The following is a 21,193-nucleotide window of genomic DNA, read 5'->3' as shown; positions in this document are numbered from 1 at the left end:
CTACGGGGTGAGGCCGCGCACCAGCAGGTCCAGCAGCGCGCAGGCGAACAGCGCGATGCCGATGAAGCCGTTCACCGAGAAGAACGCCCGGTTCAGCCGGGACAGGTCGTGCGGCCGCACCACCCGGTGCTCGTAGACGAACGCCACCGCGACGATCGCCATGCCGATCCAGTAGAAGACCTCGGCGTGGGTGGCAAGCCCGAACCACACCAGCAGCCCGGTCGTGACCGCGTGGCACACCCGCGCGCCCCACAGCGCCGCCGGGATCCCGAAGCGCGCCGGGAAGGACAACACCCCGTGGGCCCGGTCCGCAGCCACGTCCTGGCAGGCGAAGATCAGGTCGAAGCCGCCGATCCAGATCCCCACGGCGAGCCCGAGGATCACCGCGTCCCACGACCAGCTTCCGGTCACCGCGAGCCAGGCGCCGACCGGTCCGATGGCCTGCGCGAGGCCCAGGATGGCGTGCGGGAAGTTCGTGAACCGCTTGCCGTACGGATAGACCACCATCGGCACGACGGCCAGCGGCGCGAGCACCAGGCACAGCGGGTTGAGCAGGGCCGCCGCGCCCAGGAAGACGGCCAGGGCGACGAGCGCGCCGGTCCACGCGGACCTCACCGACACCGCGCCGGTCACCAGCTCACGGCCCGCGGTGCGCGGGTTGTGGGCGTCGATCTCCCGGTCGATGATCCGGTTGGCGGCCATCGCGAAGGTCCGCAGCCCCACCATCGCCAGCGTGACGAGCAGCAGCGTGCCCCAGTGGATGGTGCCGTCCAGCAGGAACATCGCGGTCAGCGCGGCGATGTACGCGAACGGCAGCGCGAAGACCGAGTGCTCGATCATCACGAGCCGCAGGAAGGCCTTCACCTTGCTGTCCGAGGGCGCGGGCCCGGGAACGGACGCCGCTTCCGCCGTACTGCTCACAGCCCGTATTCCTTCCAGCGACGGTCGACCTTCGCCGCCGTCTCCGGGTCGGAGACGACCATCTCCGGCCATCCGCCGTCCCGGGTGTAGCCCTCGGTGGGCAGCTTCCTCGTGGCGTCGATGCCCGCCTTGCCGCCCCAGAACTGCTGGTACGAGGCGTGGTCCAGGTGGTCGACGGGCCCTTCGGTGACCGTGAGGTCGCGGGCGTAGTCGGTGTTGCCGAGCGCCCTCCAGGCGACCTCGTGCAGATCGTGGACGTCGCAGTCGGCGTCGACCACCACGATCAGCTTGGTCAGCGACATCATGTGCGCGCCCCAGATCGCGCTCATCACCTTCTGGGCGTGCTTCGGGTACTTCTTGTCGATCGAGACGATCGCGCAGTTGTGGAACCCGCCCGCCTCGGGGAGGTGGTAGTCCACGATGTCCGGCACGATGATCTTCAGCAGCGGCAGGAAGAAACGTTCCGTGGCCCGGCCCAGCGGCCCGTCCTCGGTCGGCGGGCGGCCCACCACGATGGACTGGAGCAGCGGCCGCTTCCGCATGGTGACGCAGTCGATGGTCAGTGCGGGGAACGGTTCCTGCGGGGTGTAGAAGCCGGTGTGGTCCCCGAACGGGCCCTCGGGGAGCATCTCGCCCGGCTCCAGCCAGCCCTCGATGACGACCTCCGCCTGCGCGGGGACCTGGAGCGGCACGGTCTTGCAGTCGACCATCTCGATCCGCTTGCCCTGGACGAACCCGGCGAAGAGGTACTCGTCGATGTCCCCGGGCAGCGGCGCGGTGGAGGCGTACGTCACGGCGGGCGGGCAGCCGAAGGCGATGGCGACGGGCAGCCGCTCACCGCGCCGGGCGGCGACCTGGTAGTGGTTGGCGCTGTCCTTGTGGATCTGCCAGTGCATCCCGATGGTGCGCTTGTCGTGCCGCTGGAGCCGGTAGAGGCCCAGGTTCCGGACACCGTTCTCGGGGTGCTTGGTGTGGGTGAGGCCCAGGTTGAAGAAGGAGCCGCCGTCCTCGGGCCAGGTGAACAGCGCGGGCAGCTGGTCCAGGTCGACGTCGTCGCCGGTCAGCACCACTTCCTGGACGGGCGCGTCGCTGGACTTCACCTTCTTCGGCGGCACGTGCACCACCGAGCCGAGCTTCCCGAAGGCCTCCCGCACCCCGACGAAGCCCTGCGGCAGCTCCGGCTTGAGGAGTCCGGCGATCTTGTCGCTGATGTCGCTGTACGCCTTCAGCCCCAGGGCCTTCAGGAGGCGCCGGTCGGTACCGAAGACGTTCATGGCCAGGGGCATCGAGGACCCCTTGACGTTCTCGAACAGCAGGGCGGGCCCGCCCGCCTTGTTGACCCGGTCGACGATCTCGCCGACCTCCAGGTGGGGGTCGACCTCGACCTTGACGCGCTTGAGATCACCATCGCGCTCAAGAGCCCGGAGCAGGGAGCGAAGATCGTCGTAAGCCATGCGGTCCAGTTTGTCATCCCCGCCCCCGCGGCCCCGCCGGGGCTCCCCCCGCGCCGCGCGCCGAAAGTCCGCCGACCGTCCGCGCACCCGCCCCGCGGGGCCGGCTCCGGGCCCCGGTTCCTTCATGCCGAGCCGGTACCCTGGCCGCGACACCGGGCTTCATCCCGCCCGCCGCCGCTTCCTGGGGGACGCACCATGAGAGCCCTGATGTTCATCGTCCCGCTGGCTCTGACGATCTACGCGTTCATCGACTGCCTGAACACCACGGAGGAGGACACCAAGCATCTGCCGAAGATCGCCTGGGTCTTCATCATCCTGCTGTTCTGGATCGTCGGCCCGGTCGTGTGGCTCGCCGCCGGCAAGAACCGCCACAACAGGCCCGGGGTCGCGGGACCCGCCTCCTGGCAGCGGCGCGGGCGGCAGCAGTGGGTGGCCCCGGACGACAACCCGGACTTCCTCAAGTCGCTCAAGGACGACAAGGACGCCGAGGCGGCCGAGGCCGAAGCCGAGGAGGAGCGGGGCCGCCGCGACGGCGGTACGGGCCCCGACGACAAGACCCCGCCGGCCTCCTGACCGCGCACCAGCGCCCGCACGACGTACGACGGCTCCCCGGACGAGAATCCGCCCGGGGAGCCGTCGTACGTCGTGCGCGGGTTTCTCAGACCCCCGCGTAGGAGTGCAGGCCGGAGACGAAGATGTTCACGCCGTAGTAGTTGAACAGCCAGCAGGCGAACGCGACGAGCGCCAGGTAGGCGGCCTTGCGGCCCTTCCAGCCGGCGGTGGCGCGGGCGTGCAGATAGGCGGCGTAGGCGACCCAGGTGATGAAGGACCAGACCTCCTTGGGGTCCCAGCCCCAGTACCGGCCCCAGGCGTCGCCCGCCCAGATCGCGCCGGCGATGATCGTGAACGTCCACAGCGGGAAGACGGCCGCGTTGATCCGGTACGAGAACTTGTCCAGCGAGGACGCCGAGGGCAGCCGCTCCATGACGGAGGCGGCGAACTTCCCGGGCGTGCCGCCGGAGGCGAGCTTGCTCTCGTAGCTGTCGCGGAAGAGGTAGAGGACCGTGCCGACCGCGCCGAGGTAGAAGACGGCGCCGCAGATGATCGCGGTCGAGACGTGGATCCACAGCCAGTACGAGTGCAGCGCGGGCACCAGCTGGTCGCTGTCGGTGTAGAGCGTCGTGACCGCGATGCCGAGGTCCAGCAGGACGGTGGTGACCAGCGGGAGGCCGATCCAGCGGACGTTCTTCTTCAGTGCCAGCAGCACCAGGTAGGAGCCGACCACCACCGTGGAGAAGGTGATGGAGAACTCGTACATGTTGGCCCAGGGGGCCCGCTGCACCGACAGGGCGCGGGTGGCGACGCCGCCGGCCTGGACGAGGAACGCCACCACGGTCAGCGAGACCGCGATCCGGCCCCACAGGTCGCCCTTGAAGGTGCCGCCGGCCGCACCCGGGCCGTCGGGCACGTCACGCGTACCGGTGGCGGAACGGGTGATGACCTCGGGCCGGTCCAGCACGGCCGTGCCACCGGCACGCGGCTTCCCCCCGGTGGCGGCGGAGGCGCGCGCTCCGGGGGCGGACAGCGCGGCGGCGGTGCGGCCGACCTTGCTGCGGCTGCCGAGCACCCACTCCGCGATGTGCGCGAAGAAGGCCAGGGTGTAGACGGCCATCGACGAATAGATCAGCACATTGCTGGTGTTCGCCAGGCTCTCGTTCGTTGCGGCGGCGAGATTCACTTCTCAGCCCCTTCGGCAGGTGCTTCGGCAGGATGTACGGGCCGGCTCCCGGCCTCGTTCGTGGCGTCGGTCGTGGCGTCGGTCGTGCCGGGCCCGTCCGGCGTGTCCGGTTTCTCCGGCGTGTCCGGGGCCTCCGCGGCGACGGGCGCCGTGGTGACCAGAGCGGCCGACAGCTCGCCCAGTTCCTCGGGGAGCCTCGCCGACTCGCTGCGGCCCAGGCCCGCCATCTCCACGACCGTGACGCCGTCGGCGCCCCGGACCGCCCGCACCCACACGCGGCGGCGCTGGATGAACAGCGAGCCGGCGAGGCCGGCGATGGCGGCGACGGATCCGCCGAGCGCCCAGCCGTTGCCCGGCTGCTGCGAGATCTGGAAGCTGGCCCACTCCTCGACGCCGTCGAAGGTGATGGATCCGGCGCCGTCGGGCAGGTCCAGCTTCTCGCCCGGCATCATCATCTTCTTGAGGAGCTCGCCGTCCTCGCCCTTGAACTCCTTCATCTTGGACGTGTCGAGCTGGTAGACGTTCTGCGCCAGGCCGGAGTCGACGCCCAGGGAGCCCTGGTAGGCGCTGAGCGCCAGCACGGGGAAGTCCAGGCCGGGGAACTGCGAGAACATCTGGCCCTTGCCCTCGCCCGCGAAGGTCGGCACGAAGAAGGCCTTGAAGCCCAGCTGGGTCTTCTCGCCGTTCTTGTCCTTGTAGCCGTCCATCACCTTGATGGCGCCGGACGAGGTGATGTTGTTGTCGATCGGCAGCAGCGGAACCGCGGAGCGCGAGACGACCTTCCCCTTGCCGTCCCGGACGGTGACGACGGGCGCGTAGCCGTGGGCGATCAGATAGATCTTGGTGCCGTCCACGACGAGCGGCTCGTTGACCTTGATGACGTCCTTGCGCTCCGCGCCGTCGGCCCCCTCGCTGTACGTCACCCGGGCCTCGAAGGTCCGCGGGGTGCCGCGCTGCGGGCCGCTCTTCTCGTACGTACCGACGAAGTCGTCGAGCACGAAGCTGAACGGGGCCAGCGAGTCGGAGTCGTAGAGCGAGCCCGACTTGAAGTCGTCGTACTGGGTGAGCGTGTTGGAGAAGCCGTCGCCCTCGACGATCAGCTTGCCGCCCTCGGACTTGAAGAGCTGCCCGGAGGCGAAGGCCACCAGCATCACGATCAGGGCGATGTGGAAGACCAGGTTCCCGGCCTCGCGGAGGTAGCCCTTCTCGGCGGCGACCGCGTCGCCCACCACATGGGTCCGGAAGCGGCGCTCGCGCAGGACGGCGAGGGCCGCCCCACGGACCTCCTCCGGCTCCGCGTCGGTGCGCCAGGTGGTGTACGCGGGCAGCCGGGTCAGCCGCTTCGGCGCGCCCGGCGGGCGGCTGCGCAGCTGGCCCACGAACTGGCCGGTGCGCGGCACGATGCAGCCGATGAGCGAGACGAACAGCAGGATGTAGATCGCGGAGAACCACACCGAGCTGTAGACGTCGAAGAGCTGGAGCTTCTCGTAGACCGGGGTGAGGGTGGTGTGCTGGTCCTTGAAGGCCTGCACCTTCATGTCGTCGACGCTGGTCTGCGGGATCAGCGACCCCGGGATGGCCCCGAGGGAGAGCAGGAAGAGCAGGATCAGCGCCACCCGCATCGAGGTGAGCTGGCGCCAGAACCAGCGCGCCCAGCCGATCACGCTCATCGCCGGTACGCCCGCCCCGGTGTCGGGGCGCTCCTCGCGGGGCGCGGTGGAGAGCTGTTCGCCCGCCGCGCCGTGGGCGGAGCCCCCGTCGTGGTCGGCCTCTCGCTGCCGCGTCTCCGTGCTGTTCGCCTTGCTCATGAACTCAGATCCCTACAACGAAGCCGGTGGTCCAGCTCTGCATGTGCTGCATGAACGTGGCCCACACACCGGTCAGCAGCAGGATCCCGGTCACGATCATCATGCCGCCGCCGATCCGCATCACCCACGCGTAGTGGCGCTTGACCCAGTCGAACGCGCCGAGCGCCTTGCGGAAGGCGACCGCGGCGAGGATGAACGGGACACCGAGACCGAGACAGTACGCGACGGTCAGTATCGCGCCGCGTCCGGCGGTGCCCTCGGTGAACGCGAGCGTGCTCACGGCGGCGAAGGTCGGCCCCATGCAGGGGGTCCAGCCGATCCCGAAGAGCGCGCCCAGCACCGGTGCGCCGGCCAGCCCGGTCACCGGCCGCTTGTGGAACCGGAACTCGCGCATCGTCACCCCCGGCAGGAGCCCCATGAAGAAGATCCCCATGAGGATCATCAGGACGCCGAGGATCTTGTTGAGCACCCCGGCGTGCGACTGGAGCTCCTGGCCGAAGTAGCCGAAGAGGGCCCCGCCGGAGACGAACACGGCGGTGAAGCCGAGCACGAAGAGGGCGGCCCCCGTCACGACCCGGCCGCGGCGCGCGTCCGCGAGGTCGGTGCCGCTGACCCCGGTGACGTAGCTCAGATAGCCGGGCACGAGGGGGAGCACGCACGGGGAGAAGAACGAGATGAGACCGGCCAGCAGGGCGATCGGCAGGGACACCAGGAGCGTCCCGGTCATGACGGTCTCGTTGTACGCGGCCAGCGTGACGGCGCCGTGTTGGGCGGCGAGCGGGATCACTGGATCACTTCTCCGCGATGATCGGGTCGATCATCTTGCGCAGCTCGTCCGCGTCGAGCGCCTGGAGCGTGCGGGCGGCGATCTTCCCGTCCCGGTCGATGACCACGGTGGACGGGATGGCCTGCGGGTTCAGGGTGCCTTTGGGGAAGCGGAGGATGAGCTTGCCGATCGGGTCGTAGAAGCTCGGGTACTCGACCCCGTAGTCCTTCTCGAAGTTGATCGCCTTGTCCCGCTCGGGGTCCCGGGTGTTTATGCCGACGAACCGGACGCCCTGGTCCGCCGTCTCCTCGGAGACCTGCGCGAAGTACTTCGCCTCCAGCCGGCAGGGGCCGCACCAGGAGCCCCAGACGTTCAGCACGACGACGTTGCCCTTGTAGTCGGCGAGGTCGAGCGGCTTGCCGTCCAGGCCCTCGCCGTCGAGCTTCGGCGCCGCCACCCGGTCGCCCTTCGCGACGGTGGAGATGCCCCCGCTGCCGGCGATGAAATTGGTGTTGCCGCCGCCTCCGGCCTTACTGCCCCCGCCGCACGCGGACAGCGTCAGGGCACCGGCCACAGCGGTGGCGGCGAGCAGGGTGAAGCGGCGTCGGGACGCGCGGCCAAAGCTCATGTGAAAAGTTTCGCATGGCAGATTCCGGGCTCCCCCGCGCCCCCCTCGGTGCCCGTAAAGCCCCTTGTCAAGCCTGTTTAAAGAAGGAGTTCCAGCCGCCGGCGGGAGCCTGTCCGACGTCCAGCGTCCTGAGCTTGGCGAGCACGGCGGGATCCTGTGCGTCGAGCCAGTCGACGTACTGCCGGAACGAGACGAGACGCACGTCGTCCTTGTCCGCGACCTTCTTGATCACTTCTTCCACGGCGTCCATATAGATGCCGCCGTTCCACTCCTCGAAGTGGTTGCCGATGTAGAACGGCGCGCGATTCGACTCGTACGCGCGCTGGAAACCGGCGAGATACGCCCCGGTCGCCTGGGTGCGCCAGCCCGGATAACGCGAGGGCATGCCCTTCGTCGAATTCTGCGACTGATTGGCGAGGATGTTGTAGTCCATCGAGAGCACCTCGAAGGAGTGGCCGGGGAACGGCATCGCCTGGAGCGGCAGATCCCAGACGCCACCGCGCTTCACGGGCCAGGTCTGACGGCCGCCCGGCGAGCTGGCGTCGTAGCGCCAGCCCAGTTTGCTCGCGGTCGGCAGGAGATTGTCCTGGCCGAGCAGGCAGGGGGTGCGGCCGCCGATCAGTTCCTTGCGATAGTCGAACGGAAGCGGATCCTCGTTCTCCCAGCCGGTGTTCGTCCGCCATTCCGTGACGAACGACACAGCCTGATTGATCTCGCTGTGCCATTGGGCGGGCGTCCAGCGCTCGACGGATCCGGAACCACCGCAGAAATGCCCGTTGAAGTGGGTGCCGATCTCATGGCCTTCCAGCCACGCCTGGCGCACGTACTTCAGCGTGTCCTTGACGTGATCGTCGGTGAGATAGCCGATGTCGGAGGCGCCGCGGGGGTTGTTCGGCGGACGGTAGAGGGATTTCTTCGACTCGGGCAGCAGATAGATACCGGAGAGGAAGAACGTCATGGCCGCGTCGTGTTCCTTGGCCAGTTCGAGAAAGCGCGGGAAGAGTCCGTTGCCGACCTCGCCCGCGCCGTCCCAGGAAAAGATCACGAACTGCGGCGGCTTCTGGCCGGGTTCGAGCGGGACGGGCGCCTGCGGCTGGTTGGGCTGCTTGCCGGTGTCGGCGGTCGAACCGTCACCGATCAGCCGGACCCTGTTCTTCGGCGCGCCGTTTCCCCTGCTGTTGCCGTTGCCACTGTTGCCGGTGTCGCCCTTGCCGCCCTGGCCGGACCCTCCGTCGCCGGAGGAGCCCGAGGCGCCACAGCCGGCGAGACCGATCGCGGCTGCGGCGCCGAGCCCCGCCCCGAGCAGGCCCCTTCGATTGATGTCGCGCATACCGTCCCCATCTGCGGTCGTTTTATCTCAAGCTCATACAAACTACTGAAGAGTTAGATGGGGCGCGTAACACGTCGGTTCCGTGCATTTAGGGACTTTCTTTACGCTTTACCTTGCAGCCCGTCCGCCGTCCGCCCGATCCGGGCGCGATGTCCGTACGAGGCCCGCACGCGCTTACGGGCAGCCCTGATGGGGGACGCGGGAGTGGCCCTCCGCAGTTCTGCCGTCGGCCGACGGATCACCGACCGGCTCAGGGGGTCACCGGTCGGCGCCGACGGCTCGGCTCCCCTGGATCGTCGAGCTCCTGCGCGGGCGCGGAGACGGCCCGCCGGCGCCCTGCCGGGAGGTCTCCACCAGGGCGTCGGCCAGGAGTCCCTGCCGGCAGGCGTGTTCGCGGCCGCCGTTGTACACGGTGCGGATCACGCGGCATCCCCGGGCGCACAGCGCCGGGACGAGGGCGGGCCTCTCCGTGCTCGGCCGATGCGGGCCCGACGGGCCGTGGGCCCAGCCACCCGGGTAGGGAAAAGGGGACGGGACCGCCCGCCGCGGTGTGCGGCAGCCGGTCCCGTGTGTCCTGCCCCGTGGCGCCGGACTACGCGCCGAACGCCTTGGACTGTCCCTTCGCGGCCTTCCCCTTCACCGGCTTGGCCCCGGCCAGCAGGTGCGCGGGCACCAGGTCGCGGGCCGGCTCCGAGTAGCCGACCGAGACGATCCGGTCGCCCCGGTAGGTGAAGCTCGTCAGGGAGGCCAGCGTGCACTGCCGCTTGCGTGGGTCGTGCCACAGGCGGCGGCGCTCGACGAAGGAGCGCAGGATCCAGATCGGCAGCTGATGGCTGACGCAGACCGCCTCATGACCGCGGGCCGCGTCCCGGGCGGCGTCGAGCGCGCCCATCATCCGGACGACCTGCTCGATGTACGGCTCGCCCCAGGACGGCTTGAACGGATTGGTGAGGTGCTTCCAGTTGTCCGGCTTGCGCAGCGCGCCGTCGCCGACGCCGAAGGTCTTCCCCTCGAAGACGTTGGCCGCCTCGATCAGCCGGGCGTCGGTGGCGAGGTCCAGGCCGTGCGCCTGGGCGACGGGGGCCGCAGTCTCCTGGGCGCGCTCCAGCGGGGAGGCCACGACATGGGTGATGTCGCGCTTCTCCAGGTGCTCGGCGACCCGGTCGGCCATCTTCCGGCCCAGGTCGGAGAGGTGGTAGCCGGGGCGGCGCCCGTAGAGCACGCCGTCCGGGTTGTGCACCTCGCCGTGCCGGACCACGTGCACCACGGTCAGCTGCTCGTCGCGGCTGACGCTCTCGTGGCCCGTGCTCTTCCCGCTCATGCGGTGGCCTCCGCGGCGGCACGGGCGGCGGCGGGCAGGGCGGCGGCGATGCGCTCGACCGCCCGCTCGTCGTGGGCCGTGGAGACGAACCAGGACTCGAACGCCGAGGGCGGCAGGTAGACGCCCCGCTCCAGCATCGCGTGGAAGAACGCGGTGAAGCGGAAGACGTCCTGCTTCTTGGCGTCGTCGTAGTCCCGGACGGGCTCGTCCCTGAAGAAGACGGAGAACATGTTGCTCGCGGCGGACACGGTGTGCGCGACGCCCTCCTTGGTGAGCGCGTCGCCCACCAGGGAGCGCAGCTCGGCGGAGACCGCGTCGATCTTCGCGTACGCCGCGTCGTCCAGCAGCCGCAGCTGGGCGAGCCCGGCGGCGGTGGCGACCGGGTTCCCGGAGAGGGTGCCCGCCTGGTAGACCGGGCCGGCCGGGGCCAGGTGCGCCATCACGTCGCCGCGACCACCGAAGGCCGCTGCGGGGAAGCCGCCGCCCATCACCTTGCCGAAGGTCATCAGGTCGGGCCGGACACCGTCGACGCCGTACCAGCCGGCCTTCGACGTACGGAAGCCCGTCATCACCTCGTCGGAGATGTACAGCGCGCCGTTCGCCGCGCACAGCTCCTTGAGCCCGGCGTTGAAGCCGTCCGCCGGCGGGACGACGCCCATGTTGCCGGGCGAGGCCTCGGTGATCACACAGGCGATCTCGCCCGGGTGCGCGGCGAAGGCGGCGCGCACCGCGTCCAGGTCGTTGTAGGGCAGCACGACGGTGTCCCCGGCCGTGGCGCCCGTGACTCCCGGGGTGTCGGGCAGCCCGAAGGTGGCCACGCCCGACCCGGCGGCGGCCAGCAGCGCGTCCACGTGCCCGTGGTAGCAGCCGGCGAACTTCACGACCTTGGCCCGGCCCGTGAAACCGCGGGCCAGCCGGATCGCCGACATGGTCGCCTCGGTTCCGGAGGAGACCAGGCGCACCTGCTCGACGGGCTCGATCCGCGCCACGATCTCCTCGGCGAGCGCGACCTCGCCCTCACCCGGCGTACCGAAGGAGGTGCCCCGGGAGACCGCCTCCTGGACGGCGGCGATGACCTCGGGGTGAGAGTGGCCGAGAATCATCGGCCCCCACGAGCACACGAGGTCGACGTACTCGCGGCCGTCGGCGTCGGTGAGGTACGGACCGGTGCCGGACACCATGAACCGGGGCGTACCGCCCACGGCCCGGAAGGCACGCACGGGAGAGTTCACGCCGCCGGGCGTCACGACGGACGCCCGGTCGAACAGCGACTGCGAAACTGGGGCTTCGTATGAATACGCCACTTTGGTCCTGATCTGCGATTCGGGTATCGGGAGGCCGGGCCGGGAAATCACTGACAATCTCGGCCACCGGTGAGCAGGGAGCGCGCTCCCCTCGTATCACGAAAGAGCGTCAGCCCCCTCGCGTCTGCGAAACTGGGGCGTCATAGGGAAAGCTCACACATGCCATGGTGTCAGAGGCACGCACGGTCTTGCGGGCAGGTGTTTCACCGCACGCCTGCGGGGGAGGTCACTGACACGATGATCGGGTTGCGCGGCGGGGGCTGTGTCTCCTAAGAAGTAGTCGGGTGGATGAGATATGCATCGCGGTGGCGGAGTGGGCGAAGGGACCGACGACCTGGGGCCCGAGCCTGCCCGGCGAGGGCGGCACCGGCGCAGGGCCGAGCGCGCTCAGAGCAGGGGCGCGGACAGCACGCCGCCCCCCGGGACCAGGAGCGGGGGCGGGATGGGGGTGACGTACAAGTACTTCGGCGCCCCGGACGGGGCCACCGCCGCACGCGTGCCCATCTCGATGCGCCCGGAGGAGCTCGGCGGTGACGAGCTGGGCATGGGCGGCATGTTCACCAAGATCAAGCCGGAGACCGTGGCCGCCATGGTCCTGACCGGGATCCAGGGCATACCCCTGCACAAGGTCCCCCCGCTCGAACTGGTCGTCCTCCACCCCGACTACGCCGTGGTCAAGCTGCCGATGACCGTCGTCGACCCGCTGCGCGACGTCGGCGAGGAGTCGGTCGGCGCGGCGGCCTTCATCTGGTCCACGGTCCCCGACCGCGGCGGCCCGCGCGACGCCTTCAACGTCTACCAGCTGCTCCACGAGTGGCAGGACTTCTCCCACCGGCTGCACGACGCGGGGCATCAGGCGTACTGCCTGGTCTGGCCCTGATCCTGGGCGATCGGAGTTCGAGCGGTCGCGTACCCCGGAGCCGCTCGCGTGCTGCGTACGGGGGAGCCGCTTGCGTGCGGCGCGGTGGTGCGGTGCCGGCGGTCGTCCGGTTCGAGCCAAATATCGGGAGGATTTGGCCGACAGCCGCTCTTCAGCCGACCCACCGGGCACGTCGATGCACAGGACACCCGACCATCTGGAGGTCCGCCGTGGGCGACGTTCTGCCGGCCCTGTCCATCCCCGTACTCGTCTTCGGCGGCGGCATCTACGCGGCCTGCGACTGCTGGTGGCGCCGTAGGCATCCGGCGCCACCGTCCCCGTACACCCATCGGGCGGCCCGACTGGCGGAACAGGAGATGCTGCTCCTGGCCGAGGAGATCGTCGACGACGCGCACGCCGCGCTCGGCCCCCTCTACGACGCCCCGAGCCCCGCCGGTCCGCCCATCGGCCTCAGCCCCCGGTCGTCCCAGCCGTCCCCGGCGCACCGGCCGCCCCAGGGGGGTGCCACCCCGGATCGCGCCCCGTCACCGCCAGCAGCCGCTCGAAAGCGGTAGCCCCCTCCCCCACCGGGAACGGCTCACCGAACACCTTCATCTCCCGGGCCTGCGGAGCCATCGCCGCCAGCCCCGGCCCCAGTTCGTCGAGCACGCGCTCCTCCGGCACGAAGTCCGCGCCCGTCGCCCGCGCCAGGTCCCAGGCGTGCACGGTCAGATCGCCGAGCACCATGAGCCCCACCGTCCGGGCCGGCAGCCCCATCTGCCCGGTCGTGCCCTCCTCGACGCCCGGCACGCTCCACGCCTCCACCAGCCGGGTGGTCTCGGCACCGAACCTGCCCCGCCAGTCGCCCGCCACGAACTCCGGCTCCTGGCCGAAATCCACCTCCTGGCGGGCGGCGAGGGCCTGGAAGTTCACGACCACCTGGAAGAGGTGGTTCACCAGCGCCCGTACGTCGTACTCGACGCAGGGCGTACCAGCGCCCAGCTGCCCGTCGTCGATCCCCCGCACGACGGGCAGGGCCCGGTCCGCGGCGGCTTCCAGCAGTTCACCGATCGTCTGTGTCATGCCTCCCACCCTGCGCCCGCGCACCGCCCGGCGTCTTGAAGAAACACGACAGGCGTGCGGGGCACACGGGACTAAAATCGGGTCATGGCCGCCGGACCTCGCCGCGACACCCGGGGCATCGTCGACGCCCCGGACCTGTTCGCGCACGTGCGCTTCCGCCGCCGCGAGCCCGCCGCCGGGCTGCGCCGGTACCTGGAGCACTACTGGCTGATCGACTGGGACCTCACCGAGCCGTACGCCGCCCATGTGGTCCCGCACCCGTCGGTGAACCTGGTCTTCCAGCGGTACGAGGCCGGGGACGGCCCCCGGGAGCGGTCCGGGTACGCCGAGGTCGCGGGCGTCGACCCCGGGCTCTTCGCCCGGAAGCTGGCCGGGCGCGGCCGGGTCTGCGGGGTGCAGTTCCGGCCCGGCGGGTTCCGCCCGTTCGCCCCCGGACGCCCGGTGTCCGCGTGGACCGGGCTGCGGTCCGACGCCGCCGGGGCGCTGCGGCTGCCGCCGCCCGTCCGGGGCGTCCTGGACCCGGACGACGAGGACGCGCGGGTCGCGGCGCTGGACGCCTTCCTGCTGGCCCTGGAGCCCCGCCCCGATCCGCAGGCGACGCTGGCGATGGCCGTCGTCGACCGGGTGCGCACGGACCGCACGGTGCTGCGGGTCGACCGGCTCGCCCGGGACGCCGGGCTCTCCGCCCGTTCCCTGCAACGGCTCTTCTCCGCGTATGTCGGCGTCGGCCCCAAGTGGGTCATCCTCCGCTACCGCATCCACGAGGCGCTGGAACGCGCCGGATCCGACCCGGCCGTCGACTGGGCGCGGCTCGCGGCGGACCTCGGCTACAGCGACCAGGCCCATCTGGTGCGGGACTTCACCGCGACGGTCGGCGTGCCCCCGACGGCGTTCGCCCCGCGTTGACGGCGGCCGGGCACGGCCCCGCCCGCACATCCGCCCGCACACCCGCACGCCCGCCCGGTCCCCGCACGCCCCGGCAAACCCCTGGCAGCCCGTCCCGTCCCGGTGGCATCCTGGCCGGGTGGACGGACCCGAGATCACCCTCGAAGTAGCGCCTGAGCTGCGGCTCTTCGTTCCGCACGAGCGTCGCGGCGGGCCCACGGCCCTCGTCACGGACGGCTCCTCGGCCCTCGGCCATGTCATCGAGTCCCTCGGCGTCCCGCTCACCGAGGCCGGAACGCTGCTGGTGAACGGCGCCCCGGTGGCCCGCTCGCATGTGCCCGGCCCCGGCGAACACGTCGACGTACGCGCCGTGGAACGCCCCCAGCGGGTCCCCGGCGCCCCCCTGCGCTTCCTCCTCGACGTCCATCTCGGGACGCTGGCCCGCCGCTTGCGGCTCCTGGGCGTCGACGCGGCCTACGAGAGCGAGGACATCGGCGACCCCGCCCTGGCCACCCGCTCCGCACGGGAGCGGCGCGTCCTGCTCTCCCGGGACCGCGGGCTGCTGCGCCGCCGCGAGATCTGGTCGGGGGCGTACGTCTACAGCGACCGCCCCGCGGAGCAGCTCCGCGACGTCCTCGGCCGCTTCGCCCCGGCCCTGGCCCCGTGGACCCGCTGCACCGCGTGCAACGGCACGCTGGCCGGGGCCGCGAAGGACTCCGTGAGCGGACTCCTCGAACACGGCACCCAGGAGGCGTACGACGTGTTCGCCCAGTGCACGGAGTGCTCCCGGGTGTACTGGCGCGGCGCCCATCACGGCCACCTGGAGACGATCGTGTCCGAGGCGATGGCCGAATTCGGGGGCGCGCCGGCCTAGGGCCCGTCGTCCGGGCCCTGCCCGGCTCGCGGGCCGCAGGTCCGACGCGGCCGGCCGGGCAGACGGCCGGACGGGCGGACGGGCAGACGGGCAGACGGGCGGACGGGCCGTCGGACGGGGGGACGGCCGGCCGGGCGAGCCACAGATCCGGCGCGGTCCGCCGGTCGGACGGGCCGCAGGTCCGGCACTGCCCCCGGTCGTGGCCTCCCGCGCACGGGGCGTCCCGCACCGCCTGCCTATCCTTCTCCCCGTACCCGATCAGCAGTCCGAGGAGATCGCCATGGCCGCCACCCCCATCGCCGTCATCACCGGCGCGAGCAGCGGCATCGGCGCCGCGACCGCCCGTACGCTGGCCGCCGCCGGCTTCCGGGTCGTACTGACCGCCCGCCGCAAGGACCGCATCGAGGCGCTGGCCGCCGAGATCACCGAGGCCGGTCACCAGGCGACGGCCTACCCCCTGGACGTCACCGACCGCGCGGCGGTCGACGAGTTCGCCACCGCGTTCCGCTCCCTCGCCGTCCTCGTCAACAACGCCGGCGGCGCGCTCGGGGCCGACCCCGTCGCGACCGGCGACCCCGCCGACTGGCGCCGGATGTACGAGACCAACGTCATCGGCACCCTCAACGTCACCCAGGCCCTGCTGCCCGCCCTCACCGCGAGCGGCGACGGCACGATCGTGATCCTCTCCTCCACCGCGGCGCTCTCCGCGTACGAGGGCGGCGGCGGCTACGTGGCGGCCAAGCACGGCGAACACGTCCTGGCCGAGACCCTGCGGCTGGAGATCGTCGGCACCCCGGTCCGCGTCATCGAGGTGGCCCCCGGCATGGTCAGGACCGAGGAGTTCGCCACCACCCGCTTCCGCGGCGACACGGAGAAGGCCGCCAAGGTCTACGCGGGCGTCGACGCCCCGCTGACCGCCGAGGACGTGGCCGACACGATCGGCTGGGCCGTCACCCGCCCCAGCCACGTCAACATCGACCTCCTGGTGGTCCGCCCCCGCGCCCAGGCCTCCAACACGAAGGTCCACCGCACCGGTTGAGCCCGGCTCACCCCTTCGGGGACGGGGCGACGCCCCGATCCACGACGAGTACGGGGTGGTCGTGCGGGGTGATCGTGCAGCGCGCTCCGGGCGTCAGCGCGGTCGCCTCCCAGCTGGGCAGGTCCGCCTTGCACACGGCCCCGGAGTCCGTGGTGAGGTGCAGCCGGGTCGTGGGGCCGAGGAAGGTCGCCACCCGTACGGTCGCGGCGGTGCCCGCCCCGTCGTCCGCGTCGCCGACCGCGAGTCCCTCGGGGCGCAGCAGCACCTCGACCTCGGCTCCGGCGGCGGGCAGCTCGCCGTGGATGGGCAGCCGCCGCCCGAACAGCTCGACGACCCCGCCGTCCCGCACGGTGCCCGGCAGCCGGTTCATGGTTCCGACGAACTCGGCGACGAACGGCGTGGCCGGACGGTCGTACAACTCCCCGGGCGCGGCGCACTGTTCGAGCTGGCCGTCCTTCATCACGGCGACGCGGTCCGCCATCGACAGCGCCTCCTCCTGGTCGTGGGTGACGAAGACGGTGGTGATGCCGAGGTCCAGCTGGATGCGCCGGATCTCCTCGCGGAGGGTGAGCCGCACCTTGGCGTCCAGGGCGGACAGCGGTTCGTCGAGGAGCAGCACCTTGGGCGAGATGGCCAGCGCGCGGGCGAGCGCGACGCGCTGCTGCTGGCCGCCGGACAGCTGGTGCGGGTAGTGGCCCTCGCGGCCGGGCATGCCGACCAGCTCCAGCAGCTCCCGCGCCCGCTCCTTGCGTTCGGCGTTCGGCCGGCCGCGTACCCGCAGGCCGTACGCGATGTTCTCGGCGGCCGTCATGTTCGGGAACAGGCTGTACGACTGGAACACCATGCCGATGTCACGGCGGTTGGCCGGGACCGAGGTGACGTCCTGGCCGTCCATCAGGAGCTCGCCGCCGTCGGCGCTCTCGAACCCGGCGATGATGCGCAGCGCGGTGGTCTTGCCGCAGCCGGACGGCCCGAGCAGCGCGACCATCTCGCCGGCGGCGATGTCGAGGTCGAGTCCGTCGAGCGCGACCGTGGAGCCGAACTTCCGGCGCAGTCGCTTGAGGTGCACGGGAACGGTCATGACACGGTCTTCTTTCGGTTCTCGCGGACGGAGTTCGCCCGACGGCGGCTGCGGCCGCCGGCCAGGGTGGTGAGCAGGAGCAGGAGCCCCCAGGTGATCAGCAGACTCAGCATCGCGGCCGCCACCGAGAGTTGCGCCTCGGAGTCCTTGACCTCCACCATCCATACGGAGAACGGGCGGTAGGAGAGCACGGAGGCGACGGTGTACTCGCCGAGCACCATGGCCAGGCTGAGCACCGCGCCGCCCACCACGGCGGTCCGCAGATTCGGCACGACGACCTGCCACAGCGTCTGCGGGCGCGAGGCACCCAGGCTGCGGGCGGCCTCGACGAGGGTGCGCAGGTCGACAGCGCGCAGCCCGGCGTCGAGCGAGCGGTACAGGAACGGCAGGGACATGACCGTGTAGACGAGCACGAGGACCAGCGGGAAGTCCTCGTCCCGCAGGAGCTGGAAGGTCATGTACAGGGGGGTGTCGGACAGGTCCTGTTCCCAGGACAGCACCGTGGTGACGCCCGCGACCAGGGCGATCGGCGGAACGACGAGCGGCATCATGCACAGGATCTCGACGGTCCGGCGCAGCCGGGGCAGATAGAGCGCGATCGCGACCAGCGTCGGCACCATCAGGAGCAGCCCGCAGACGATGGTGGCCAGGCCCAGGCGTACCGAGAGCATCAGGCTGGTGGTCAGCCCCTCGGCGCCGAGGCCTTTCGTGTACGCGTCGAAGCTGATGCCCTCCACCTCGTTGACGCTGAACCAGATCGAGGCGCCGATGGGGACCAGGAAGTACAGCGCGGCCATCGGCAGGACGACGCCGCGCGAGGTGAACTTCATCCGAGCCATCGGGCACTCCTGCGCTGCAGCGGTATCTGTACGGCCATCACGAGCAGCGCGATCACGACCATGTTGAGGCTCATCGCGAGGGCCAGGTTCTCCTGGCCCACCAGGACGTTGCCGTTGAGGGCGTTGGCGATCTGGATCGTGATCAGCGGCTGGGACGAGCCGACCATCACGGCGGCGGTGGCGTGCGAGGCGAACGCCGTGCCGAACATCAGTACCGCGCCGCCGAGCAGCGACGGCGTCAGCACCGGGATGCCGACGTGGAGCCAGTACTGTCCCCGGGTCGCCCCGCAGGACGCGGCGGCCTCCTGCCACTGGGAGCGCAGGCCGTCGAGCGCGGGCAGGACGGTCACCACCATCAGCGGGACCATGAAGTAGAGGTAGGCCAGCACCAGACCGGTGAAGCTGTAGAGGCTGAAGCCCGTCCGGTCCAGGTGGAACAGCTGGGTGACGGTGCCGGTGGTGCCGAGCGTCGCGATGAAGGCGAAGGCGAGCGGCGCGCCGGAGAAGTTGGCGAGCACCCCGCCGGCCGAGACGACGATGCCCCGCAACGCCGGCCGCGGGGAACTGACGACGGCCTGGGCGATCAGGGTGCCGATCACGGTCGCCAGCAGCGCGGTCACAGCCGAGAGTTCGACGCTCCCGGTCAGTCCGGTCGCGTAGGCCCCGGAGAGCGACCCGCTGACGTTCTCCGTCGAGAACCGGCCGGCGCCGCCCGCCGGGTCCACGACGGTGAACGCCCCGTACGCCATGGTCCCGGCGGGCAGCCCGAAGCACACCGCGAGAAACGCGAAGAAGGGGACGACGACGGGCCACCGGTGCCGCCGCGCGCCGCGGCGGCGAGGGGTGTCGCCGCCCCGGACGTCCGGTGCGGGCGGCACGGGGGCGGCCGCGCCCGCCACGGGCACGGAGCCCGCGGCGGGCGCGGGAAGTGCGGTCTGGTCGGCCATGATCAGCTGACCGCCTTGCCCCAGCCCTGGACGACCGTCTCCTTGGCCTTCGCCTCCTGGTCCGCGGTCGGCTCCTCGGGGGCGCCGTTGACCTCGGGGATCCGGGCGACGGCGGCCTTGTCGGCCGTGCCGTCCTTCTTCATCGCGTCGAGGAGCGCCGGGCGCGAGAAGCCCTTGAGCCAGATGTTCTGGCCCTCGGGGCTGTAGACGAACTCCAGCCACAGGCGGGCGGCCGCCGGGTGCGGGGCGTGCTTGTTGACGCCCTGGTTGTAGTAGCGCGAGTACAGGCCGTCGGCGGGCACCACGACCTGCCAGTCGACGCCCTTGGGCTTCAGCTTCTGGCCGTACCCCAGATTGAGGTAGTCCCAGTCGATCGAGATCGGCGTCTCGCCCTGCTGGATGGTGGCGAGCGTGGACTTCGCGGGAACGAAGTTGCCCTTCTTCTTCAGCTCCTGGAAGAAGTCGAGCCCCGGCTGCGCGTCGTCCAGGGAGCCGCCGTTGGCCAGCGACGCCGCGACGACGGCGGCCAGCGCGGAGCTGGACTCGGTCGGGTCGCCGTTGAGCGCGACCTTGTTCCGGTACTCGGGCTTCAGCAGGTCCTCGAACGTCTCGGGGCAGTCCTTGACGGCCTTGGCGTCGCAGCCGATGGACATGAAGCCGCCGTAGTTGTTCATGAAGGAGGCGTCCGGCTGCTTCTGCGCGTCCGGGATGCGGTCCCAGCCCTCGACCTTGTACGCCGCGAGCAGGTCCTGCTTCTTCGCCTCCTGCATGTACGAGGTGCCGAGGTCCAGCGCGTCGACGGCCCGGCCCTGGCCCTTGCGCTTGGCCGCCGCGTTCAGCGCGCCCTGGCTGCTGCCGCCCGGGTCCTCGTTGTTGACCTCGATGGCGTACTTCTTCTCGAAGGCCGCGATCATCTCGCCGTAGTTGGCCCAGTCCGGCGCGAGGGCGTAGACGTTGAGCTCGCCCTCCTTCTCCGCCGCCACGACGAGCTTCTCCATACCGCCGAGGTCCGCGGCCGACTCCGCCTTCGCGGCCGCGCTGTTCTTCGCACCGGCGTCGTCGGGTGCGGAGCCACAGCCGGTGGCCACCAGAGCGGTGAGGCCGGCGAGGGCCGCGGCGGTCAGGACGCGGCGGGGACGGAATGCCTTCACGATGCGTACTCCTGGGTCTGAGGCGAGCCACCTGTATGGACAAGCCATCGTCAGTAAGCCAGCCGAAGCTAACAGCCAAGTGACCGGCGGGTAAAGCTTTAAGGAGGTAAAAAGTGCAGGTCAGAAGCGTTATCGAGACGTAGGTTTACCTGCCGCTCAAAGCGGTTAGACGCAGGGTTCACACTTCGCGGAATCCACCTCCTGCGCACAGCCAGGAGATGCGCCGCGCCTCACGCGGATGACATGATCGTCCCTGCGCACCCACCACGCACCGCGCGTCCGGCGCACCCCCACCCCGGAAGCCCGGCAGCCCGAAAGCCCCAAGGAGAGACGTGACCCGACGGCACCAGCAGATCGCCGAGGAGCTGCGCCGCGCCATCGCCGAAGGCACCCACCCCGTGGGCTCCGAGCTGCCGTCCGAGTCCGAACTGGCCTTGGCCCACGGCGTATCCCGGGGCACCCTCCGGCAGGCCTTCGGCACGCTCCAGTCGGAGGGCCTGATCGGGTCCCGGCAGGGCGCCCGCCGGACCGTCCTGTCGACCACACCCAGCCAGAGCTTCACCGAGCTGCGCAGCTTCGCCCAGTGGGCCAGGGCCGGCGACCGCACCCCGGCCGGCCTGGTGCTCCGCTCACGCCGCGCGAAGGCGACCGAGGCGCAGGCCGCCCAGCTCCAGCTCGAACCCGGCGACCCGGTCCTGCACGTCCTGCGGGTGCGCACCCTGGACGGCGAGCCGGCACTCCTGGAGCGCACGGTGTACGCCGGATGGGTGGCGGCGGCCGTCGAAGCGCTCCCGGACGACTGCGAGTCGGTCACCCAGAGCCTGTACGAGGAGGCCGGCGTGCTCATGGGACACGGCGAACACCACCTGGACGCGGTCGCCGCCGGCACCACGGACGCCCGGGAGCTGGGCGTCCGGCGCGGCTCCCCGCTGCTGCGGGTGCGCCGGACCACGACCACGTCCGAGGGCCGCCCCGTGGAGACCTCGGACGACCGCTACCGGCCCGGCTCGGTCGTCTTCACCGTCCGCAACTCGGTCCAGGCCAATCCGCTGGTACGCACCGCCGCCGACTGACACGCCGGGCAGCCCCGCAGGCCCCCGCCCCACGGGCCCGGGGACCGGGCAGCCCAGCGCCCACGGGACCGGGGCGCCGGCGGGGCCCACCC

General features: G+C 71.1%; 21 protein-coding genes. 6 read left to right on the top strand and 15 right to left on the bottom strand.

What is annotated here, in order from left to right:
* Both mqnP and HET64_RS16120 read right to left on the bottom strand, forming a co-directional pair.
* Positions 1 to 921 (bottom strand): menaquinone biosynthesis prenyltransferase MqnP, encoded by a 921-nt coding sequence (gene mqnP / locus HET64_RS16125; RefSeq protein ID WP_215106157.1) that lies wholly within the window; start codon positions 919 to 921, stop codon positions 1 to 3.
* Positions 918 to 2,375 carry a menaquinone biosynthesis decarboxylase gene (locus HET64_RS16120; RefSeq protein WP_215106155.1) on the bottom strand — a complete coding sequence of 486 codons (1,458 nt, stop codon included), beginning with the start codon at positions 2,373 to 2,375 and terminating at the stop codon, positions 918 to 920. Before HET64_RS16120 ends, mqnP begins: the two co-directional genes overlap by 4 nt.
* A 207-nt stretch (positions 2,376 to 2,582) precedes the next feature.
* On the opposite strand from HET64_RS16120, the gene HET64_RS16115 reads away from it, so the two are divergent.
* Positions 2,583 to 2,948, top strand: a complete 366-nt coding sequence (locus tag HET64_RS16115) for a PLD nuclease N-terminal domain-containing protein (protein ID WP_215106171.1) — start codon at positions 2,583 to 2,585, stop codon at positions 2,946 to 2,948.
* An 85-nt stretch (positions 2,949 to 3,033) separates the two neighbouring features.
* Here the strand turns inward: HET64_RS16115 and ccsB are convergent, their stop codons facing one another.
* The 8 genes from ccsB to hemL all read right to left on the bottom strand — a co-directional run bounded on the left by ccsB (position 3,034) and on the right by hemL (position 11,234).
* Positions 3,034 to 4,113 carry a c-type cytochrome biogenesis protein CcsB gene (ccsB, locus tag HET64_RS16110; protein ID WP_215106153.1) on the bottom strand — a complete coding sequence of 360 codons (1,080 nt, stop codon included), beginning with the start codon at positions 4,111 to 4,113 and terminating at the stop codon, positions 3,034 to 3,036.
* Entirely contained in the window at positions 4,110 to 5,921 is a 1,812-nt protein-coding gene (locus tag HET64_RS16105) for a cytochrome c biogenesis protein ResB (RefSeq protein WP_215106151.1), read from the bottom strand. The genes ccsB and HET64_RS16105 overlap by 4 nt, the downstream gene beginning before the upstream one ends.
* 4 nt (positions 5,922 to 5,925) lie before the next feature.
* Entirely contained in the window at positions 5,926 to 6,708 is a 783-nt protein-coding gene (locus tag HET64_RS16100) for a cytochrome c biogenesis protein CcdA (RefSeq protein WP_215106149.1), read from the bottom strand.
* Positions 6,709 to 6,712: 4 nt separating this feature from the next.
* Positions 6,713 to 7,315, bottom strand: coding sequence for a TlpA disulfide reductase family protein (locus tag HET64_RS16095; RefSeq protein ID WP_215106147.1), 603 nt, complete (start codon positions 7,313 to 7,315; stop codon positions 6,713 to 6,715).
* Between the two features lie 67 nt (positions 7,316 to 7,382).
* On the bottom strand, positions 7,383 to 8,645 hold the full coding sequence (locus HET64_RS16090; RefSeq protein WP_215106145.1) for a hypothetical protein: 1,263 nt from the start codon (positions 8,643 to 8,645) through the stop codon (positions 7,383 to 7,385).
* A gap of 258 nt (positions 8,646 to 8,903) precedes the next feature.
* Complete coding sequence (locus tag HET64_RS39075; RefSeq protein WP_251145391.1) at positions 8,904 to 9,068, bottom strand: hypothetical protein; 165 nt, start codon at positions 9,066 to 9,068, stop codon at positions 8,904 to 8,906.
* A gap of 169 nt (positions 9,069 to 9,237) precedes the next feature.
* A complete protein-coding gene (locus tag HET64_RS16080; protein ID WP_215106143.1) occupies positions 9,238 to 9,966 on the bottom strand; it encodes a histidine phosphatase family protein in 729 nt (242 codons plus the stop codon).
* Positions 9,963 to 11,234, bottom strand: a complete 1,272-nt coding sequence (hemL, locus tag HET64_RS16075) for a glutamate-1-semialdehyde 2,1-aminomutase (RefSeq protein WP_215106169.1) — start codon at positions 11,232 to 11,234, stop codon at positions 9,963 to 9,965. Before hemL ends, HET64_RS16080 begins: the two co-directional genes overlap by 4 nt.
* 331 nt (positions 11,235 to 11,565) lie before the next feature.
* Here hemL and HET64_RS16070 point away from each other — a divergent pair, with 331 nt between their 5' ends.
* Entirely contained in the window at positions 11,566 to 12,150 is a 585-nt protein-coding gene (locus HET64_RS16070; protein WP_215106141.1) for a hypothetical protein, read from the top strand.
* 450 nt (positions 12,151 to 12,600) lie between these two features.
* Here HET64_RS16070 and HET64_RS16065 read toward each other — a convergent pair whose 3' ends face one another.
* Positions 12,601 to 13,212, bottom strand: coding sequence for a TIGR03086 family metal-binding protein (locus HET64_RS16065; RefSeq protein ID WP_215106138.1), 612 nt, complete (start codon positions 13,210 to 13,212; stop codon positions 12,601 to 12,603).
* Between the two features lie 84 nt (positions 13,213 to 13,296).
* On the opposite strand from HET64_RS16065, the gene HET64_RS16060 reads away from it, so the two are divergent.
* The 3 genes from HET64_RS16060 (at position 13,297) to HET64_RS16050 (ending at position 16,010) form a co-directional block, all read left to right on the top strand.
* Positions 13,297 to 14,118, top strand: coding sequence for a helix-turn-helix domain-containing protein (locus HET64_RS16060; RefSeq protein ID WP_215106136.1), 822 nt, complete (start codon positions 13,297 to 13,299; stop codon positions 14,116 to 14,118).
* 118 nt (positions 14,119 to 14,236) lie between these two features.
* A complete protein-coding gene (locus tag HET64_RS16055) occupies positions 14,237 to 14,971 on the top strand; it encodes a Mut7-C ubiquitin/RNAse domain-containing protein (RefSeq protein ID WP_215106134.1) in 735 nt (244 codons plus the stop codon).
* Positions 14,972 to 15,251: 280 nt separating this feature from the next.
* Complete coding sequence (locus tag HET64_RS16050; RefSeq protein WP_215106132.1) at positions 15,252 to 16,010, top strand: SDR family NAD(P)-dependent oxidoreductase; 759 nt, start codon at positions 15,252 to 15,254, stop codon at positions 16,008 to 16,010.
* A gap of 7 nt (positions 16,011 to 16,017) precedes the next feature.
* Here the strand turns inward: HET64_RS16050 and HET64_RS16045 are convergent, their stop codons facing one another.
* The 4 genes from HET64_RS16045 to HET64_RS16030 are packed head-to-tail and all read right to left on the bottom strand — an operon-like array spanning position 16,018 to position 20,028.
* Positions 16,018 to 17,091: an ABC transporter ATP-binding protein gene (locus tag HET64_RS16045; RefSeq protein WP_215106130.1), complete on the bottom strand. Its 1,074-nt coding sequence runs from the start codon at positions 17,089 to 17,091 to the stop codon at positions 16,018 to 16,020.
* Positions 17,088 to 17,930, bottom strand: a complete 843-nt coding sequence (locus HET64_RS16040; RefSeq protein ID WP_215106128.1) for an ABC transporter permease — start codon at positions 17,928 to 17,930, stop codon at positions 17,088 to 17,090. Before HET64_RS16040 ends, HET64_RS16045 begins: the two co-directional genes overlap by 4 nt.
* Entirely contained in the window at positions 17,918 to 18,877 is a 960-nt protein-coding gene (locus HET64_RS16035) for an ABC transporter permease subunit (protein ID WP_215106126.1), read from the bottom strand. The genes HET64_RS16040 and HET64_RS16035 overlap by 13 nt, the downstream gene beginning before the upstream one ends.
* 2 nt (positions 18,878 to 18,879) lie before the next feature.
* Positions 18,880 to 20,028, bottom strand: a complete 1,149-nt coding sequence (locus HET64_RS16030; RefSeq protein WP_215106124.1) for an extracellular solute-binding protein — start codon at positions 20,026 to 20,028, stop codon at positions 18,880 to 18,882.
* 332 nt (positions 20,029 to 20,360) lie between these two features.
* Here HET64_RS16030 and HET64_RS16025 point away from each other — a divergent pair, with 332 nt between their 5' ends.
* Positions 20,361 to 21,101 (top strand): GntR family transcriptional regulator, encoded by a 741-nt coding sequence (locus HET64_RS16025; RefSeq protein ID WP_215106122.1) that lies wholly within the window; start codon positions 20,361 to 20,363, stop codon positions 21,099 to 21,101.
* Positions 21,102 to 21,193: the final 92 nt, after the last annotated feature.

The organism is Streptomyces sp. McG3, assembly GCF_018619185.1.
Taxonomy (GTDB): domain Bacteria; phylum Actinomycetota; class Actinomycetes; order Streptomycetales; family Streptomycetaceae; genus Streptomyces.
This window is presented reverse-complemented; position numbering and strand designations above follow the sequence as displayed.

What these genes read in the sequence shown, in the direction of transcription:
- HET64_RS16120 (WP_215106155.1), bottom strand. Translation starts at nt 2,375, where the DNA reads ATGGCTTACGACGATCTTCGCTCCCTGCTCCGGGCTCTTGAGCGCGAT.
- HET64_RS16115 (WP_215106171.1), top strand. Translation starts at nt 2,583, where the DNA reads ATGTTCATCGTCCCGCTGGCTCTGACGATCTACGCGTTCATCGACTGC.
- HET64_RS16105 (WP_215106151.1), bottom strand. Translation starts at nt 5,921, where the DNA reads ATGAGCAAGGCGAACAGCACGGAGACGCGGCAGCGAGAGGCCGACCAC.
- HET64_RS16095 (WP_215106147.1), bottom strand. Translation starts at nt 7,315, where the DNA reads ATGAGCTTTGGCCGCGCGTCCCGACGCCGCTTCACCCTGCTCGCCGCC.
- HET64_RS16090 (WP_215106145.1), bottom strand. Translation starts at nt 8,645, where the DNA reads ATGCGCGACATCAATCGAAGGGGCCTGCTCGGGGCGGGGCTCGGCGCC.
- HET64_RS16080 (WP_215106143.1), bottom strand. Translation starts at nt 9,966, where the DNA reads ATGAGCGGGAAGAGCACGGGCCACGAGAGCGTCAGCCGCGACGAGCAG.
- HET64_RS16070 (WP_215106141.1), top strand. Translation starts at nt 11,566, where the DNA reads ATGCATCGCGGTGGCGGAGTGGGCGAAGGGACCGACGACCTGGGGCCC.
- HET64_RS16065 (WP_215106138.1), bottom strand. Translation starts at nt 13,212, where the DNA reads ATGACACAGACGATCGGTGAACTGCTGGAAGCCGCCGCGGACCGGGCC.
- HET64_RS16060 (WP_215106136.1), top strand. Translation starts at nt 13,297, where the DNA reads ATGGCCGCCGGACCTCGCCGCGACACCCGGGGCATCGTCGACGCCCCG.
- HET64_RS16050 (WP_215106132.1), top strand. Translation starts at nt 15,252, where the DNA reads ATGGCCGCCACCCCCATCGCCGTCATCACCGGCGCGAGCAGCGGCATC.
- HET64_RS16045 (WP_215106130.1), bottom strand. Translation starts at nt 17,091, where the DNA reads ATGACCGTTCCCGTGCACCTCAAGCGACTGCGCCGGAAGTTCGGCTCC.
- HET64_RS16040 (WP_215106128.1), bottom strand. Translation starts at nt 17,930, where the DNA reads ATGGCTCGGATGAAGTTCACCTCGCGCGGCGTCGTCCTGCCGATGGCC.
- HET64_RS16035 (WP_215106126.1), bottom strand. Translation starts at nt 18,877, where the DNA reads ATGGCCGACCAGACCGCACTTCCCGCGCCCGCCGCGGGCTCCGTGCCC.